The organism is Pseudomonas sp. CFBP 8772 (genome assembly GCF_014841665.1).
Lineage (GTDB): Bacteria > Pseudomonadota > Gammaproteobacteria > Pseudomonadales > Pseudomonadaceae > Aquipseudomonas > Aquipseudomonas graminis_B.
This window is the reverse complement of record NZ_JACYUI010000001.1, coordinates 325,136-342,559: the sequence shown is the minus strand read 5'-3', so window position 1 is coordinate 342,559 and position 17,424 is coordinate 325,136. Positions and strand designations below refer to the sequence as shown.

The 17,424-nt window shown below is 61.6% G+C and carries 14 protein-coding genes; 7 read left to right on the top strand and 7 right to left on the bottom strand.

Going from position 1 to position 17,424, the window contains the following annotated elements:
- Window positions 1-17 precede the first annotated feature (17 nt).
- Window positions 18-2,165, bottom strand: a complete 2,148-nt coding sequence (gene fadB, locus IFT99_RS01455; protein WP_192130181.1) for a fatty acid oxidation complex subunit alpha FadB — start codon at window positions 2,163-2,165, stop codon at window positions 18-20.
- Window positions 2,166-2,182: 17 nt separating this feature from the next.
- On the opposite strand from fadB, the gene IFT99_RS01450 reads away from it, so the two are divergent.
- Window positions 2,183-2,557 carry a hypothetical protein gene (locus IFT99_RS01450; RefSeq protein WP_192130180.1) on the top strand — a complete coding sequence of 125 codons (375 nt, stop codon included), beginning with the start codon at window positions 2,183-2,185 and terminating at the stop codon, window positions 2,555-2,557.
- Window positions 2,558-2,736: 179 nt separating this feature from the next.
- Here the strand turns inward: IFT99_RS01450 and IFT99_RS01445 are convergent, their stop codons facing one another.
- On the bottom strand, window positions 2,737-3,174 hold the full coding sequence (locus tag IFT99_RS01445) for a hypothetical protein (protein WP_192130179.1): 438 nt from the start codon (window positions 3,172-3,174) through the stop codon (window positions 2,737-2,739).
- A gap of 110 nt (window positions 3,175-3,284) precedes the next feature.
- Between IFT99_RS01445 and IFT99_RS01440 the strand changes: the two genes are divergently transcribed.
- Entirely contained in the window at window positions 3,285-3,728 is a 444-nt protein-coding gene (locus IFT99_RS01440; protein WP_192130178.1) for a universal stress protein, read from the top strand.
- Window positions 3,729-3,797: 69 nt separating this feature from the next.
- On the opposite strand, the gene IFT99_RS01435 is transcribed toward IFT99_RS01440, so the two are convergent.
- On the bottom strand, window positions 3,798-5,708 hold the full coding sequence (locus tag IFT99_RS01435; protein WP_192130177.1) for an ATP-binding cassette domain-containing protein: 1,911 nt from the start codon (window positions 5,706-5,708) through the stop codon (window positions 3,798-3,800).
- Between the two features lie 213 nt (window positions 5,709-5,921).
- Here IFT99_RS01435 and IFT99_RS01430 point away from each other — a divergent pair, with 213 nt between their 5' ends.
- The gene (locus IFT99_RS01430) at window positions 5,922-7,850 is read left to right on the top strand and encodes a transglycosylase SLT domain-containing protein (RefSeq protein WP_192130176.1); all 1,929 of its coding nucleotides are present in this window, start codon (window positions 5,922-5,924) and stop codon (window positions 7,848-7,850) included.
- A 169-nt stretch (window positions 7,851-8,019) separates the two neighbouring features.
- On the opposite strand, the gene IFT99_RS01425 is transcribed toward IFT99_RS01430, so the two are convergent.
- Window positions 8,020-8,826, bottom strand: a complete 807-nt coding sequence (locus tag IFT99_RS01425) for an MOSC domain-containing protein (RefSeq protein WP_192130175.1) — start codon at window positions 8,824-8,826, stop codon at window positions 8,020-8,022.
- A 117-nt stretch (window positions 8,827-8,943) separates the two neighbouring features.
- A complete protein-coding gene (locus IFT99_RS01420; protein ID WP_065988584.1) occupies window positions 8,944-9,870 on the bottom strand; it encodes a chemotaxis protein CheV in 927 nt (308 codons plus the stop codon).
- Window positions 9,871-10,422: 552 nt separating this feature from the next.
- On the opposite strand from IFT99_RS01420, the gene IFT99_RS01415 reads away from it, so the two are divergent.
- From IFT99_RS01415 to IFT99_RS01405, 3 genes are all read left to right on the top strand, one after another.
- Window positions 10,423-10,926, top strand: a complete 504-nt coding sequence (locus IFT99_RS01415; protein WP_192130174.1) for a hypothetical protein — start codon at window positions 10,423-10,425, stop codon at window positions 10,924-10,926.
- A gap of 343 nt (window positions 10,927-11,269) precedes the next feature.
- The gene (locus IFT99_RS01410) at window positions 11,270-12,121 is read left to right on the top strand and encodes a sensor histidine kinase (protein WP_244656856.1); all 852 of its coding nucleotides are present in this window, start codon (window positions 11,270-11,272) and stop codon (window positions 12,119-12,121) included.
- Window positions 12,118-12,780, top strand: a complete 663-nt coding sequence (locus tag IFT99_RS01405) for a response regulator (protein ID WP_192130172.1) — start codon at window positions 12,118-12,120, stop codon at window positions 12,778-12,780. The genes IFT99_RS01410 and IFT99_RS01405 overlap by 4 nt, the downstream gene beginning before the upstream one ends.
- 47 nt (window positions 12,781-12,827) lie before the next feature.
- Here the strand turns inward: IFT99_RS01405 and yegS are convergent, their stop codons facing one another.
- Window positions 12,828-13,736 (bottom strand): lipid kinase YegS, encoded by a 909-nt coding sequence (gene yegS / locus IFT99_RS01400; RefSeq protein WP_192130171.1) that lies wholly within the window; start codon window positions 13,734-13,736, stop codon window positions 12,828-12,830.
- A gap of 451 nt (window positions 13,737-14,187) precedes the next feature.
- On the opposite strand from yegS, the gene IFT99_RS01395 reads away from it, so the two are divergent.
- A complete protein-coding gene (locus tag IFT99_RS01395; RefSeq protein WP_192130170.1) occupies window positions 14,188-15,639 on the top strand; it encodes a mannose-1-phosphate guanylyltransferase/mannose-6-phosphate isomerase in 1,452 nt (483 codons plus the stop codon).
- Between the two features lie 894 nt (window positions 15,640-16,533).
- Here the strand turns inward: IFT99_RS01395 and IFT99_RS01390 are convergent.
- Window positions 16,534-17,400, bottom strand: coding sequence for a LysR family transcriptional regulator (locus IFT99_RS01390; protein ID WP_192130169.1), 867 nt, complete (start codon window positions 17,398-17,400; stop codon window positions 16,534-16,536).
- Between the last annotated feature and the right edge of the window lie 24 nt (window positions 17,401-17,424).

Below are 17,424 nucleotides of genomic sequence, written 5' to 3'. Positions count from 1 at the left end.
ACCTGTTCGTTGGGCACTTAGCCGAAGAAGCGCTGGCCGGTCTTGGCCATTTCACGCAGCTTCGCAGTGGGGTGGTACAGAGCGCCCAGATCAGCGTATTGGTCAGCCAGGGCGACGAATTCAGCAACACCGATCGAGTCGATGTAGCGCAGCGCGCCACCGCGGAACGGAGGGAAGCCGATGCCGTAGATCAGGCCCATGTCGGCCTCGGCCGCCGTGTCGACGATGCCGTCTTCCAGGCAACGCACGGTTTCAAGGCAGAGCGGGATCATCATCCAGTTGATGATGTCTTCGTCGCTAACTTCACGCTGCTCGTAGATCACTGGCTTGAGGACTTCCAGCACGGAAGCGTCGACCACTTTCTTCGGCTTGCCCTGCTTGTCGGTCTCGTAGACGTAGAAGCCCTTGCCATTCTTCTGGCCCAGGCGATTGGCGTCGTACAAGGCGTCGACAGCGGTGCGGCGATCGTCCTTCATGCGGTCCGGGAAACCTTCAGCCATGACGTCGCGACCGTGGTGGCCGGTGTCGATGCCGACCACGTCCATCAGGTACGCCGGGCCCATTGGCCAGCCGAATTTTTCCATGACCTTGTCGATGCGCACGAAGTCGACACCGGCGCTGACCAGCTTGGCGAAACCGCCGAAGTACGGGAACAGGATGCGATTGACCAAAAAGCCCGGGCAGTCGTTGACCACGATCGGGTTCTTGCCCATTTTCTTGGCGTAGGCCACGGTGGTCGCCACGGCGACTTCGCTGGACTTCTCGCCACGGATGACTTCGACCAGCGGCATCATGTGCACCGGGTTGAAGAAGTGCATGCCGACGAAGTTTTCCGGGCGCTTGAGGGCCTTGGCCAGCAAGCTGATGGAGATCGTCGAGGTGTTGGAAGCGAGAATGGTGTCTTCACCCACCTGCCCTTCCACTTCGGCCAGCACGGCTTGCTTGACCTTCGGATTCTCGACCACGGCTTCGACGACGAGGTCGACGGTGCCGAAATCGCCGTAGGACAGCGTAGGACGAATCGCGTTGAGCGCTTCGGCCATCTTCGCGGAGGTCAGACGGCCTTTTTCGACGCGCTTGCCCAGTAGCTTCGATGCTTCGCCCAGGCCCAGTGCGATGGCTTCTTCACGGATGTCCTTCATCAGGATCGGCGTGCCTTTGACCGCCGACTGATAGGCGATGCCGCCGCCCATGATGCCGGCGCCCAGTACGGCGGCCTGCTTCACGTCCTTGGCCACTTCGTCGTAGACCTTGGCTTTCTTTTTCAGCTCCTGATCGTTCAGGAACAGGCCGATCAGGCTCGCGGCGGCCGAGGTCTTGGCCATCTTCACGAAACCGGCCGCTTCCACTTCCAGCGCTTTGTCGCGACCGAAATTGGCGGCTTTCTGGATGGTCTTGATCGCTTCGACCGGAGCCGGGTAGTTCGGGCCGGCCTGGCCTGCCACGAAACCCTTGGCGGTTTCGAAGGCCATCATTTGCTCAATGGCGTTGAGCTTGAGCTTGTCCAGCTTCGGCTGACGCTTGGCCTTGAAGTCGAACTCGCCGGAGATGGCGCGTTTGATCAGGTCCAGAGCAGCTTCCTGCAGTTTGCCCGGGGCGACCACTGCATCGACGGCGCCCACTTTCAGTGCGTCTTCGGCGCTGTTGTCTTTGCCGGACGCGATCCACTCGACGGCGTTATCGACACCGATCAGACGTGGCAAACGGACTGTACCGCCGAAGCCCGGGTAGATGCCGAGTTTGACTTCTGGCAAGCCGACCTTGGCGGTGGCGGACATGACGCGGAAGTCAGCGGCCAGGCACATCTCCAGCCCCCCGCCCAGCGCGATGCCGTTGATGGCCGCGAGGGTGGGTACGTTGAGGTCTTCGAAGGCGCTGAAAATCTTGTTGGCTTCGAGGTTGCCGGCGACGAGTTCAGCGTCCGGCAGCTTGAAGTTATCGACGAATTCGGTGATGTCGGCGCCGACGATGAACACGTCCTTGCCGCTGGTGACGATGACGCCCTTGATCGAGCTGTCGGCCTTGATGGCTTCGATGGCCTGACTGAGGTCGTTGAGGGTGAGACGATTGAACTTGTTGACGGACTCACCCTTGAGGTCGAACTGCAGTTCGACGATGCCACTTTCAAGAGCCTTAACCGTGATGGCTTTACCTTCGTAAATCATCAACTGATCTCCACGATATGGAAGCTGAACAATACGCATCAGACGCTGAGATCCGGCGCTATGCACGACGTTGCCGTCGAGGCGAAACACCAAACGCCAGTCACCCCGTCGACGCGATTCGAGCGTCTGTCAGAGCATTCCTACGGCAAACGCTCAATTCATACGCCCGTTTGATTTGGGTGCGGCTACCTTCTGCCATATTCCAGCAATTGTCAATTCAGCAGACAGCGGGCAAAACAGGCAAATCGCAGGTAAAAAGCGCGCCTGATACGGGCCCATTCAAGGTAATGATTGCCTTGGTGGCGACAGCCGCTGATCAAGCGCTGGCGCATGCAGAAGCTTGGCACGGAGGGAATAAAAAGCAGCACGGCAGCAGACAAATGCACCATTAAGGTCTACATTCAGCGCACTGCGCATCAAGACGGGTCATTTAAGCGTCGCCACCAAACGACATGTGACCCCGGTAGCGGCATTGCACCGCACCGCACAGGAATTACGGCCTGCCTGGCCAACCCCGGCCCGATGTTGTTATCGGGCTTTTTAATGCCCGCGATTCGGGCATCGGGGCGAATTACGCCAGGGCCTTCAGCACCGCTGCAATGTGCTGCAACACTTCGGGTTCGCCACGCTCGGCCCAGTACAGGGCAATCAGCTGCTTGCCCGCTTCCACCTTGTAGACGTCTGCCGGCAGCGTCTTGAACTGCTCAAGCAGCCGCGGATCTTTACACGGCTCGCGCCACTGGTTAAGCCACACGCCCGGATCCATCTGCCAGTACACCCAGACATCGGGCGCACGTGCGGTACGAGGCCGGTGATACTGCGGGCACGGGCTCGGCGGCTCGTTCGGCAACCAGTGCGGCCACTCCTGGGGGATCAACTGCATGGCCAGCCCCATTCGACGCGCCTGCATGCGCATGGCCATTCTGCCGCTCTGGGAGCGCGACGGGCGCAGCCAGACCATCGGACTTAAAACCACCGCGATGATTGACAGAACGATCCACACCGTCATATTTGTACGCCCCCCGCGGCGGCAAGCGGCGGGCGGACCACATCGGCGTGCCAGAGGCGCGTGAAAAGAGCCATAATCAAAACCATCGCAAACCTCAGAAGGAAAACCCCATGTCCTATGTACATATTCTGGTAGCCGTGGACCTCACTGAAGAGTGCGATCCGGTGATCAAAAAAGCCATGGCGCTGGCATTGGCCGGCGGCTCGAAGCTTTCGCTGGTGCACATCGTCGAACCCATGGCCATGGCCTTCGGTGGCGATGTCCCCATGGACCTGTCGCAGCTGCAACAACAGCAGTTCGATCAGGCCAAGGAAAAGCTGGAAGCGCTGAAACGCAAATACCCTGACGTCAAAACCGGCGACAGCCATCTCACCTATGGCCAGCCGCGTCAGGAAATCCACAACCTGGCGAAGGAGCACCAGGTCGACCTGATCGTTGTAGGCAGCCATGGCCGACACGGTCTGTCGCTGCTGCTCGGTTCCACCGCCAACGACGTGCTGCACGGCGCACCGTGCGACGTACTGGCTGTGCGACTGGTCAAGCGCGTCGACTGATTCAGGCCCGCAAACAAAAGCCCGGCCCTTGAAAAAGGACCGGGCTTTTTTATGGCCGCAGGTGACCGATCACTCGTCCAGCTCGGCCCAACGCTCAAGCAGCCCGTCCAGTTCGCCTTGGAGGCTTTCCAGCTGCGCCATCACGGCAGTGGTTTGCTCTGAAGGACGCTGATAGAAACCGGCCTCGGCCATCTCGGCAGTAAGCGCAGCCATTTGCGCTTCAACAGCGTCGATCTGCGCGGGCAGCGCTTCCAGCTCGCGTTGCAGCTTATAGCTGAGCTTCTTTTTCGCGACGGGCATTTCGGCCGCCGCGACGGGAGCCGCCTGAACCACGGCAGTGGCCAGCTCGGACTTGCCGGACTTGCTGTCGGTGACGCCCAGCAGACGCGGCGAGCCGCCCTGACGAATCCAGTCCTGATAGCCGCCAACGAACTCGCGGACCTTGCCCTCGCCTTCGAACACCAGGGTGCTGGTGACGACGTTATCGAGAAATGCCCGGTCGTGGCTGACCATCAGCACGGTGCCCTTGAAGGTCAGCAGCACTTCTTCAAGGAGCTCGAGGGTCTCGACGTCCAGGTCGTTGGTCGGTTCGTCGAGGACCAGCAAGTTGGCCGGCTTGCTGAACAGTTTGGCAAGCAGCAGACGCGCCCGCTCACCGCCCGACAATGCCTTGACTGGCGTCCGCGCCCGCTGCGGGCTGAACAGGAAATCGCCCAGGTAGCTGAGGACGTGACGGCTCTGGCCGTCGATGTCGATGAAGTCGCGCCCTTCGGCGACGTTATCGATCACGGTCTTTTCCAGATCGAGCTGGTGACGCAACTGGTCGAAGTAGGCGACGTCCAGACGGGTGCCGACTTCCACCTTGCCACTGGTGGGCTGGAGGTTGTCGAGCATCAGCTTGAGCAGCGTCGTCTTGCCGGTGCCGTTGGCGCCGAGCAGACCGATGCGGTCTTCGCGCTGCAGGACCATGGAGAAGTCCTTGATCAGCATCGGGCCGCCCGGGTGAGCGAAGCTGACGTTGTCGAGCACCATCACCTGCTTGCCGGATTTGTCTGCCGTGTCGAGCTGAATGTTGGCCTTGCCGGTGCGTTCGCGGCGGTCGCTGCGCTCGACGCGCAATGCCTTCAGGGCGCGTACGCGGCCTTCGTTACGGGTACGACGGGCCTTGATGCCCTGACGAATCCACACTTCTTCCTGGGCCAGACGCTTGTCGAACAGCGCGTTGGCGGTTTCTTCCGCCGCGAGCATGGCTTCCTTGTGCACCAGGAAGCTGGCGTAGTCGCCATCCCAGTCGATCAGGCCGCCACGGTCGAGCTCCAGAATGCGGGTCGCGAGGTTCTGCAGGAAGGACCGGTCGTGGGTGATGAACAACACCGCGCCCTGGAATTCCTTCAAGGCTTCTTCGAGCCAGGCAATCGCGCCGATGTCGAGGTGGTTTGTCGGTTCGTCGAGCATGAGCAGATCAGGCTCGGAGACCAGCGCCTGGGCCAGCAACACGCGACGACGCCAGCCGCCGGACAGTTCGGCGAGGGTCTTGTCGGCCGGCAGTTGCAGACGGCTGAGGGTGCTGTCCACCAACTGCTGCAGGCGCCAGCCGTCACGGGCTTCGAGGTCCGACTGCACGTGCATCAGCTTGTCGAGGTCTTCGGCAGTGACGATGTTCTGGCTCAGGTGGTGGTACTGAGCGAGCAGCTCGCCCACGCCGTCCAGGCCTTCGGCCACCACGTCAAACACGGTACGGCCGTCAGCGACCGGCAACTCCTGGGGGAGCTCGCCGATCTTCAGGCCGGGGGCGCGCCAGACATTGCCGTCGTCGGGCATCTGCATGCCTTTGACGAGCTTCAACATGCTGGACTTGCCCGTGCCGTTGCGGCCAATGATGCAGACCCGCTCACCACGGGCGATCTGCCAGGACACCTTGTCCAACAACGGCATGGCGCCGAACGCAAGGGACACATCGCTGAATTTGAGCAGGGTCATGAGCTTCTCCAAAAACCGGGCGCGCATTCTACCTGAGATAACCCGGCAGAGGGGCGGCTAATCGATGACAGGACGTCGTCCGGACCCGGTGGCCGGCCGATTGTAGGCCGGGTTTGTTTCCATCCATCACGACGGGCGAGGCAGCGCTTCAACCCGCGCGGGCAACAGGCTAAGCTAGCCGCACTTTTCACGATGCATCTGAACGGAAGTCTCATGCGCAGTCGTTTCTTCAGCCTTTTGTCCTGCCTGCTTCTGTCGGCCACCGCTGCCCAGTCCGTCCAAGCGGTCGATCTCACCACCCAGCGTCAGTATTACGATGAAGCCAAACGCGCTTTGGCCAAGGGCGACAGCGGCCCTTATCGCACCTATGCCGCCGCGCTGGCGGATTACCCCCTCGAGCCGTATCTGGCCTACGACGAACTCACCGCACGCCTGAACAGCGCGAGCGACGAGGAAGTCGAAAAATTCTTCGCCGAGCATGGCGACCTGCCTCAAGCCAACTACATGAAGCTGCGCTGGCTGCGACTGCTGGCGTCACGCGGCGATTGGCAGCCCTTCGTCAAGTATTACGACCCCAAGCTGAATTTCGTCGAACTCGACTGCCTGTACGGCTCCTATCAGCTCAGCCATAACCAGCGCTCGGAAGGCTATGCCAACGCCGAGAAGACCTGGATGACGGGGAAGACGCTGCCGGCGGCCTGCGATACGTTTTTCACCCAGTGGGCGGTCGAAGGTCAGCTGACCGAGCAGAAACGCTGGCAGCGCGCCAAGCTCGCCGCCCAGGGGCGCAACTACGCGCTGGCCAATCAACTGGTCAACAGCATGACGACCCTCGCCCCCCAGGGCCGTTTGCTGATCGCCGTGGCGCAGAAGCCGGAAATGGTCAACAACCAGGGCCAGTTCATGCCGGCCGACGAGGCCATGTCCGATGTGGTGGGTCTGGGCCTGCGCCGGCTGGCCAAGCAGGACCCGCAGCGGGCCATGGAACTGCTCGACAGTTACGCGCCGGTGCTGCATTTCTCCCATGAAGAACAGGTGCAGATCGCCAAGGAAATCGGCCTGACCCTGGCCCGCAGTTATGACGGCCGCGCCCTTGAGGTCATGACCAAGTACGACCCGGACCTGCGCGACAACACCGTCACCGAATGGCGCCTGCGCCTGTTGCTGCGGCTGGGCCGCTGGAGCGATGCATACGAGCTGACCCGTCGCCTGCCCCAGGACCTGGCGACCACCAACCGCTGGCGTTACTGGCAGGCCCGCTCCCTGGAGCTGGCCCAGCCCAACAGCCCACTGCTGCCGGGGCTGTACAAGGCGGTCGCAAAGGAGCGCGATTTCTACGGTTTCCTCGCCGCCGACCGCACCCAGACGCCCTACATGCTTAATAACAAGCCGTTGGCGATGAGTCAGGCGCTGATGACCAAGGTGCGCAACACCCCAGGTGTGCGCCGCGCGCTGGAGTTCTACGATCGCGGGCAGATCGTCGACGGTCGCCGCGAGTGGTACCACGTTACCCGTCGCTTCAGCCGTGACGAAATGGTTGCCCAGGCCAAACTGGCGTACGACATGCACTGGTACTTCCCGGCGATTCGCACCATCAGCCAGGCGCAGTACTGGGACGACCTCGACATTCGCTTCCCGATGGCCCACCGCGACACCCTGGTGCGTGAAGCGCAGGTTCGCGGGCTGCATTCAAGCTGGGTATTTGCGATCACGCGACAGGAAAGCGCGTTCATGGATGACGCCCGCTCCGGCGTCGGTGCCGCAGGCTTGATGCAACTGATGCCTGCGACCGCCAAAGAGACCGCACGCAAATTCAGCATTCCGCTGGCCTCGCCGGCGCAGGTGCTCGATCCGGACAAGAACATCCAGCTCGGCGCCGCGTACCTGAGCCAGGTCCATGCGCAGTTCAACGGCAACCGGGTGCTGGCTTCGGCGGCGTATAACGCGGGGCCGGGACGTGTCCGTCAGTGGTTGAGGGGCGCCAACCACCTGGCCTTCGACGTCTGGGTCGAGAGCATTCCGTTCGACGAGACCCGTCAGTACGTGCAGAACGTGCTGTCTTACGCGGTGATCTACGGCCAGAAGCTCAACTCGCCGCAGCCGCTGGTGGACTGGCATGAGCGGTTCTTTGATGATTTGTAAGGCCGCGCGGTCGTAGGACCGGCTTTAGCCGGGAAGACATCGGGCTGCACGGCGGAGATTCGCGGCGTGACTGCCGGCCTCTTCCCGGCTAAAGCCGGTCCTACAGTGCGAATCGAGTGCATTTTGTAGGACCGGCTTTATCCGGGAAAGCGTAAGAGCAAGCGCTCAACTACTCCAGCACCTCAACCTCCATCCCCACCTCGACCTGCCCCGGTCCATTACTCACCAGGTTCTGCCCAAACCAGATCTGACCCTCCCGCTCCCGATACGTCTTCAGCGTCGTCATCGGTTCGCGGTCGGCGCTACGTTCGCCGGTTGCCGGATCTATCGTCGTCAGAATGCAGCGCGAGCAGGGCTTTAACACCCGCAATTCAACGCCGCCAATTCGAATCCGCTTCCAGCCATCCTCTGCAAACGCCTCGGAGCCAGTGACAATCAGATTCGGGCGAAACCGCAGCATCTCCAGCGCGCGGCCGACCTTCTGCGATAAATCATCCAGCGAGGACTGGCCGATCAACAACAGCGGGAAACCGTCAGCAAACCCGACCTTGTCTTCGATCGCCCCGTAACCGGAAGGCAACCCGCGAGCGCGGGCCTTCGGCACATGCACCAGCCGTGTCGGCTTGCCCACCAGGGCACTGACCCAACGCGCCGCGTCTTCGCCCGCGTCCGGCACACGAAAACTATCGCGCCAGATCGTGATGCCGCGCAGATTGGCCTCTTCATCGGCTGGCACCGGCACATCCAGACTGCCCAGACCGGGGGCCGACAACGTCACGCCATCGCCCTGCCACAGCACCGACAGCTGCGACATCTGCGGCAGCACACGCTGGCTGTAAAAGCGCCCGGTGGCCTCATCCACCAGCATCCAGCGGCGATCACCACTCATGCCCAACTCATCGAAACTGGCCTGCTGCAACGGCTCGGCCATGCAGGATTTGAGGGGGTACCGATACAGTGCGCTGAGGTGAAACATGTACGCGTCCTTATGCCAGAGCGGAAAGCCACCACTCTATACGAGACGCCGGAAAACCAAGCGGTACAGATGCAAAAAAGCCCCTCCATACAGCAAGGGGCTTGAAACAGAACCGGATCAGTTGTCGAGCATGAGCCGCTCGCGGACCACATCGACCAGCTTGTCCGGCTGGAATTTGGAGAGGAAGTTATCGCAGCCGACCTTCTTGACCATGGACTCGTTGAAGCTGCCGGACAGCGAGGTATGCAGCACCACATAGAGGCCGCGCAGGCGGGGGTCGTTGCGGATTTCCGTGGTCAGGCGGTAGCCGTCCATTTCCGGCATCTCGGCGTCGGTAAACACCATAAGCAGCTTGTCGGTCATCACTTCGCCGGTGTCCGCCCAGCCCTTGAGCATGTTCAGGGCTTTCAACCCGTCACGGGCGACGTGCATTTTCACGCCGAGCTGACCCAAAGTGTCACGCAACTGCGAGAGCGCCACGTTGGAGTCGTCCACCAGCAGCACTTCGCGGCCAATGGCGCGGGTGAGGACCGGATCTTCCAGCTTGTCGCGGGAGACCTTGGCGCTGTACGGCACGATCTCGGCGAGGACTTTCTCCACGTCGATGATCTCCACCAACTGGTCATCGACCTTGCTGATGGCGGTCAGGTAGTGCTGACGCCCGGCGCTGGTCGGTGGTGGCAGGATCGCCTCCCAGTTCATGTTGACGATGCGGTCGACGCCGCCCACCAGAAAGGCCTGAACCGAGCGGTTGTATTCGGTCACGATGATCGTGCTCGAAGGGCCCGGCACCAACGGGCGCATGCCGATGGCCTGGGACAGGTCGATGACCGGCAGGGTCTGGCCGCGCAGGTTGACCACGCCGCACACGAACGGATGACGCTGGGGCATCAGCGTCAGCTTGGGCAGTTGCAGGACTTCCTGAACCTTGAATACGTTGATCGCGAACAACTGCCGGCCAGCCAGGCGGAACATGAGGATTTCCAGGCGGTTCTCACCTACCAGCTGTGTACGTTGGTCTACTGTGTCGAGAATGCCAGCCATCTGTTGCTCCTGGAGCAGGGTTCAAGTAAGTCCGCCTACCCTTTATCGGCAGCCCCATGACAGACCTTAATCGGAATAGAATGCGCATCGCGCAATTGATGTCACATTAACATCACAAAAGACCCGTCGACAGACCCGAGCGCTGGCAGACCGGCGAACGGCGTGGCTTTCAGACGCGCGGCCCGATGACGACCTGCTGCAGAGCGACACCGCGAGTAGGGGTAACCCTTAAGGGCAATCGGGGCGAACCCGATATTCGGCCTTCCCAATAGCCATTACTGTGACGCCCTTCTCGTAAATGAATGGAGTCAGGCATGCGGTTGCGCTCGCGGAAGTATCCCCCTCAGTGGCCGGCCGCCTTGCAACGGACCGTCCTCGCGAGCCCTTTGGGCAGATGATCGTCCGACGCGCTCATGCCGATTACCCCGCCCTGCCCGACCATTCGCAACAATCAGAAACGCCCTACAGACTTTCCAGTGCCTTCAACATTAACTTTGGACCACTCGCCCCACGCGACCTGACGTCGCCATTTGAGAAGAGTGGAGATTGCACATGCTGAACGGCAATGAATGGCAGCAGTTGCATGCAGAGTTTCTCAGCGATACCCAGACACTCATGTGCCGCGCCGATGAATGCCTCAGCCATCTGGAATTGATCAGCGATGATCGTGACGCGATGGAATGCCTGCTCACCACACTGCAACACATTGCCGGCGAGGCAGACACCCATGGTGTTGAAACCGTCTGTGGTTTCGCCCGCCAGTTGCGTTATCTCCTTTACTTCGCCCACGCTGCCGGGCAATTGCAGCCAAAGGCATTGCACACGCTAAAATGCTGCTTCGAGCTGATGGCCTGGCAGCTTGAGCTCATCGACCCCCAGACTGGATCGCTGGCGCTTGACGACTGCGAGCAGCGCGATTTGCTGGACGCATTCGCCTGCCAGTGCGGGGCCGGCACGCGGGCGCTCAACGTCGCCGTTAACCCGGGCTGGACGGTCAGTGGCGGGAAGTACGACGGGCTCGCACCCGAGCGTGCCGATCACCGTGAAGCGCCATGAATTGCTGCTGATAGCACCCATCGCACGCCCGTCCCGCACTTGAAAGGCTGGCTGAACGGACCCTCGGCGTTGTGATGGGTGTCAATCAGTGCTCAACCTCAGCCCTCAATAAAACCGACAATTAAGGTACTATCGGCGCGCTCGAAGGGACGCTTGAAGCAGCACTTTTTCGGTCCATTCGAACAGTCGTCTGGACGCGCTATACCCCTACACAGGAAGTTCAGCATTGGGTTGTTCGCAGTGCTCGTTCAAATGGCCTGACAGATCCGTCAGGTGTAGACATCCATTATCGATGGCTTCATTCGCTATGCATGGCAGCAGGAAATTACGTGGCGTTCATCGGATGAACCCCGGCAGCATGATTCGCTGGGCAGCCTTGCTCGGCCTGGCGACCACGGGCTGCAATGTGGTCGCGTATCTGGCGAGCGGCGCGCTGCCGCTGGGGTTGGCGCTTATCAACGGGCTGGCGTTTGCCGGCCTCTGCTACAGCCTGACCCGCCCGAACCGGACCATTCAGTTTCAGCCCAGGGAACTGGCCGAGCACATGCTGCAGGTTCAGGAAACCGAGCGGCATCGTCTGAGCCGCGAGCTGCACGATGACATCGGCCAGATGCTCACGGCGGCAAAAATGCAGAGTGACTGGCTTCAGCGCCGCGCTCCGCAGGCATTGCACGCGCAGTGCACAACGCTCATCAACACCCTCGATGAAACCCTGGCGAAGGTTCGCGACGTGTCCGCCATCCTCAACCCCCGCCAGTTGACCAGCCTGGGACTGGAAGCCAGCCTGCGCGCGCATTTGCTGCGCACGCTGTCGGCCACGTCCGTGCAGTGGAGCCTGGAATGCCAGCAGCGCCTGGACGGTATTCCCGAAGAAATCGCCGTGGCGGCCTTCCGGATTACCCAGGAGGCCGTCACCAACATGCTGCGCCACGCCCAGGCAAAAAACCTGCGCGTGCAACTGCAGCGTCGTCCGGAAGGGTTGTCGGTGAGCATTCGCGATGATGGCCTCGGGTTCGCCCCGGCGCTGAGCCCCGCTGGACAGGGACAGCGCGGTATGGCCGGCATGGCGGAGCGCGCGAGCCTGTTGGGCGGTGAATTGAGCGTCGCAAGCGAGCCCGGACAAGGCACCTCCATTCAGGCGTTGTTTCCGTGGGCGCCGCGTGTTCGCGGACGCGCCAATGGCAGCAAGCCGTGAGGGTCTGCAACGTACTGCTGGTGGATGATCACGCGCTGATCCGCGCCGGTGTTCGCGCGCTGGTGTCAGACATTCCGGGTTACGCAGTCATTGGTGAGGCCAGCGACGGCCATCAGTTGCTGGAAATGAGCCTGCAGCTGAAACCCGACATCATTTTGCTCGACATCTCCATGGGCGACAGCGACGGTCTGGAGGCCCTGCAACGCCTGCGCCGGACGCTTCCGCACAGCAGGGTGCTGATTCTGTCGATGCACACCGAGCCGTGCCTGATCATGGGCGCGCTGGCCAGCGGCGCCCACGGCTATCTTCTCAAGGATGCGACCGCCAGCGAGATCGAGCACGCGCTGAACGCCCTGCGCGATGGCGAACGCTACCTGAGCCCGGCCATCGCTCACACGGTCATCAGCCAGGCGCTGGTCAGCAGCCAAATCGCGCCTGCCGAACCCGCCGAGAACCACAACCTCACCGCGCGGCAGCTGGAAATCCTGCGGCTGGTCGTGCGGGGTACCTCCACCCGCGAGATCGCTGCCGGCCTCGGCCTGAGCGTCAAAACGGTGGAAACCCATCGCGCGCAAATCATGAAGCGGCTGCACATCTATGACGTGCCCGGGCTGGTGCTGTTCTGTGTGAGGGAGCGAATCATCAGCCTGGATGACTGACGGCGCCGGATGAGCACGCGGGCGCGGCTCATCCGACATTCCAAGGCTCAGGCCAGCTGTCGCGTCTGCCCCAGCAGCGGCGAATGCGACGGCAGGTGAACGCGCAACGCACCCGCTCGCGCCTCGAAACGGTTTGCTTCGCCGCTCAGGGGTTCGCCGTCGAGGTTGATATTCAGCCCCTGCGCCGACTTGAGCTCCACCCACGGCAGCCGCGCCCGAACGAACATGTTGTCGAGGCCCAGACCGCCTTCGAGCAGGCTCTTCAGGGTGCTCACCACCTCCTGGGGCGCTGGCAGAATGCTGATGTCCAGCAGCCCGTCATCGGCCAGGGCTTCCGGGCACAACGGATGGCCACCGCCCGCCTGACGACCGTTGCCGATCCCCAGCGCCAGCATCTCGCCCTTCCAGTGAAAGTCCGGGCCGTTGAATTCGCCGTAGGCGGCTTTCAACTCACTGAAGCGTGTGAGGCCGGTGAACAGATAGGCCGCACCGCCGAGGATCTTTTTCAGGTCTTCGGAGGTGTTGGCGGTGACATGGCTGCCAAACCCGCCGGTGGCCATGTTGAGGAACATTTGCCCGCCCACGGCCCCCATGTCGACCGGGCGCGCCGGTACGTCCAGCAGGTCGAGGGCCTGATCGGGTTCCAGCGGCACGCCCGCCGAACGGGCGAAGTCGTTGGCGGTGCCCAGCGGCATGATCACCAGGCTGGCGTCGACTTCAGACAGCGCCAGCGCCTCCGCCACGTCCCGCAGCGTGCCATCGCCGCCACCGGCGATGATGTGCCGATGACCGGCCTCCAGCCCCTCACGTACCAGGCGCTGGGCATCCCCCGCTTCCCAGGTCACGCGCACGTCCAGTTCCCAGCCATGTTTGCGCTTGCGCTCCACCGCCTCGCGGACATCCTCGTTGAGCGCCTGCTTGCCGTGAAGAATCAGTAATGCCCTGCGCGCTGTCATATCCCTTCCTTCTACCTGTACGAATTGATGCGTGATGTGTTGACCGCGCCCGCTGCAAAAAAAGCCCGTGGGGGAAAAATCTTTTGAGCCAGTGTCCCGGATGAGAGACGTTTTAAATACCTCCGGACAGCCGTGAAATGGCAGGTCGAGAGCCCAGTGATGGCAAAAAGCCTTGCGCGGCAGGGACTTAGACAAGGCTGCTCCTCCTCTGCCCTGCGCCCCGATGCTGCCACTGCCACAGCCCTTACGGTCAGTGCCCCGCAAATAAGGGACGAGAGGCGTTAATTCTGCGTTACAGACCCTTGAAATGCATCGGAGGAAAGCGCTTAATCGACAAATAATTGGCTAATTTGACCGATCCTGAATTAAAAGTCAGTAAATTGACTTTTTACCGATTGGCCTGGCATGCCGCCGAGTCATTGATTCACGGATCGAAAAGGCGAGAAACGACATGCAACTGATTCCCTGCATTATTGCTGGCGGCGCCGGCACCCGGCTGTGGCCTGTTTCACGGGAGGCGATGCCCAAACCCTTCATACGCCTGCCGGACGGCGAAAGCCTGCTGCAGAAGACGTTCAACCGCGCCAGCCAGCTGGACGGCGTTGGAAGCGTTCTCACCGTCACCAATCGGGATGTGTATTTCCGCACTGTCGATGACTATCGGCTGCTGAACAAGCACCAATTGGCGCTCGAGTTTCTGCTCGAGCCGTTCGGCCGCAACACTGCCCCTGCCATCGCTGCGGCGGCGCTGCACGTTCAGGCGCGCTACGGCGACGACGCGCAGTTGCTGATCCTGCCGGCTGACCAGCTCATCAGTGACGTCGCCGCCTTCGAGACGGCCGTGCAAAGCGCACGCAAACTGGCCGACGAAGGCTGGCTGGTGACGTTCGGGCTGATTCCCTCCCGCGCAGAGACCGGTTTTGGTTACATCGAGAAAGGCCAGGCCCTCGGTGGCGAGGCCTACCAGGTCGCGCGCTTCGTCGAGAAACCCGACGCCGTCACCGCCCAGGACTATCTCGCAGGCGGTCTGCATTTGTGGAACGCCGGGATGTTCTGCATGCGCGTCGATGTGCTGCTGAACGAAATGGACACTCACGCGCCGGAAGTGCTGGCCGCCGTGCGCCATTGCCTGTCGCAGTGCAACACCAAGGAGGGCCGCAACGAGCTGCAGATCGAACTGGACAGCACGACCTTCGCCCAGGCACCGGACATTTCCATCGATTACGCGTTGATGGAGCGTTCGCAGAAGGTTGCGGTGGTGCCCTGCGAGATGGGCTGGAGCGATATCGGTTCGTGGCGCGCCATTCGCGAGCTGGCCCCGGCGGATGAAAACGGCAACCAGTGCAACGGCCAGGTGGTGCTGCACGACGTGACCAACTGCTACATCGACTCGAAAAAACGCCTGGTGGGTGCGGTGGGTCTGGACAATCTGATCATCATCGACACGCCGGATGCTTTGTTGATCGCCGACGCCGATCGCAGTCAGGAGGTCAAGATCATCGCTCAGGAGCTCAAGCGTCAGGGTCATCCGGCGTATCTGTTGCACAACACCGTTACCCGGCCGTGGGGGACTTATACGGTGCTTGAGGAGGGCAAGCGCTTCAAGATCAAGCGCATCGTGGTGAAACCGCAGGCGTCTTTGTCGCTGCAGATGCATCACCACCGCAGCGAGCACTGGATTGTGGTCAGTGGCATGGCGCGTGTTACGAATGGCGAGAAGGAGTTCATGCTCGACACCAATGAGTCGACGTTCATTCAGCCCGGCCACACCCATCGTTTGGTCAATCCGGGGGTGATTGATCTGGTGATGATCGAGGTGCAGAGCGGGGAGTATCTGGGGGAAGACGATATCGTGCGGTTTACCGATGTGTATGGGCGGGTGCCTGAGGCTGCGAAAGCTTAGGCGTAGCCTCATTAGATCAAGATCAAGATCAAGGGCGTCTGCCTGGGGGCAGACTGTTTCGCCTTCGGCGAGTTACTTTTAAAAAGCACTAAAAGTAACCAAAAGTGCCTGCTCTCGGTTGGGCCCGACTTCGTCGGGTTCCCTCACTCCGACGACGCTCCGTGGGCCCGCGCCGAACGGACATCCATGTCCTGACGGCGCTCTCGCGGCATCCATGCCGCTCGGCCCACTGCGCGTCGTCTGCGTTCGGCCTGCACCAAAGTCGCGATTGGTGTCGTCTGGGCATCATGTGTTTGAAGATCAAGATCAAAAGCAGATCAACAGCTTCCCGGCTGAAGCCGGTCCTACGACGCGTGCAGTCAATAGGGCTCGCTTGATCGTGCCTACGCTCCGCGTGGGAATGCATCCCGTGACGCTCCGCGTCACCTCCCCCGTCCTGAATGCGCGTTGTCTGCGGGACGCGGAGCGTCCGGAGGGGCGTTACCACTCGGAGCGTGGGAACGATCAGAGCGACCGTCCCTTTCCCGGCTAAAGCCGGTCCCACCACAGACCGCACGCTCCCGTAGGACCGGCTTCAGCCGGGAAGCTATTGATCTGCTTAAACGCGCCTTTGATCTTGATCTTCATACACAAAAGGCTCAAACACCGCCAATCGCGACTTGGGTGCAGGCTGAACGCAGGTCTCGCGCAGTGGGCCGAGCCGCAGGGATGCGGCGAGAGCGCCGTCAGGACATGGATGTCCGTTCGGCGCGGGCCCACGGAGCGAGACCGGAGTGAAGGAACCCCGACGCAGGAGGGGCCCAACCAGGAGCACAAGCCCTTGGTTACTTGGGGCTTTATCAAGTAACTCGCCAAAGGCGAAACTGTCTGCCCCCAGGCAGACGCTTTTGATCTTCATACGCCCTTGACGTACTCAATAAACCTCATCACTGCCGGCGCCTTCTCGTGGCGTCGGTGGATCAGCGACAACGACGAGCTCGGCTGACAATCCTCAATCCGCCGATACACCACATTCGGCAAACGAATATGATCAACCACCGACTCCGGCACCACCGCCACCCCCTGCCCCAGACTCACCAACGCAATCACCGACACCAGCCCTCCCGGCTGCGGACCCAGCGTCGGCGCAAAACCGCCGTGGGCCGCCATCTCCAGCGTGCCGGAAATCTGCTCGGGGAGAATGAACGTCTCGTTCTGCAGATTCACCGCAGTGATGACCTTCAACTTGCCCAGCCACGAACTGTCCGGCAGCGCCAGGGCGAAACCCTCCGTCAGCAACTCCACGGCGCTCAAGGCATCCGGCAGCTGCATGGGAGAACGGATAAAACCCACGTCCAGCCGCCCCTCCTCGATCAGCCGCGGCAGCGTCGGCATCAGGTGCTCGTTGATACTGAATTCAACCCCACCATAGCGCTGCCGAAACTGACTGACGTGTTGCTGCAACACCCCGGAAAACACCGCTGAGGCGACGTAGCCCAACTCGATCCTGCCGGCCTCGCCACGGCCGGCGCGCTGGACGTTGTACTGCGCGGTCTCAAACTGCCGCACCGCAAGCTCCGCCTCGATCTGCAGCGCGCGCCCGGCCTCCGTCAGCCTCACCTCCCGCTGTTCCCGCAGAAACAGTCGGGTGCCCAAGGCATTTTCCAAGTCCTGAATCTGACGCGTCAGCGTCGGCGGCGCGATGCCCAACTGCTCGGCCGCGCGGGTGAAATGCCGATGGCGGGCGACCGCCAGAAAGTAGCGAAAATGGCGGATTTCCATGGAGCGTTACCTGGCAGGTAATGA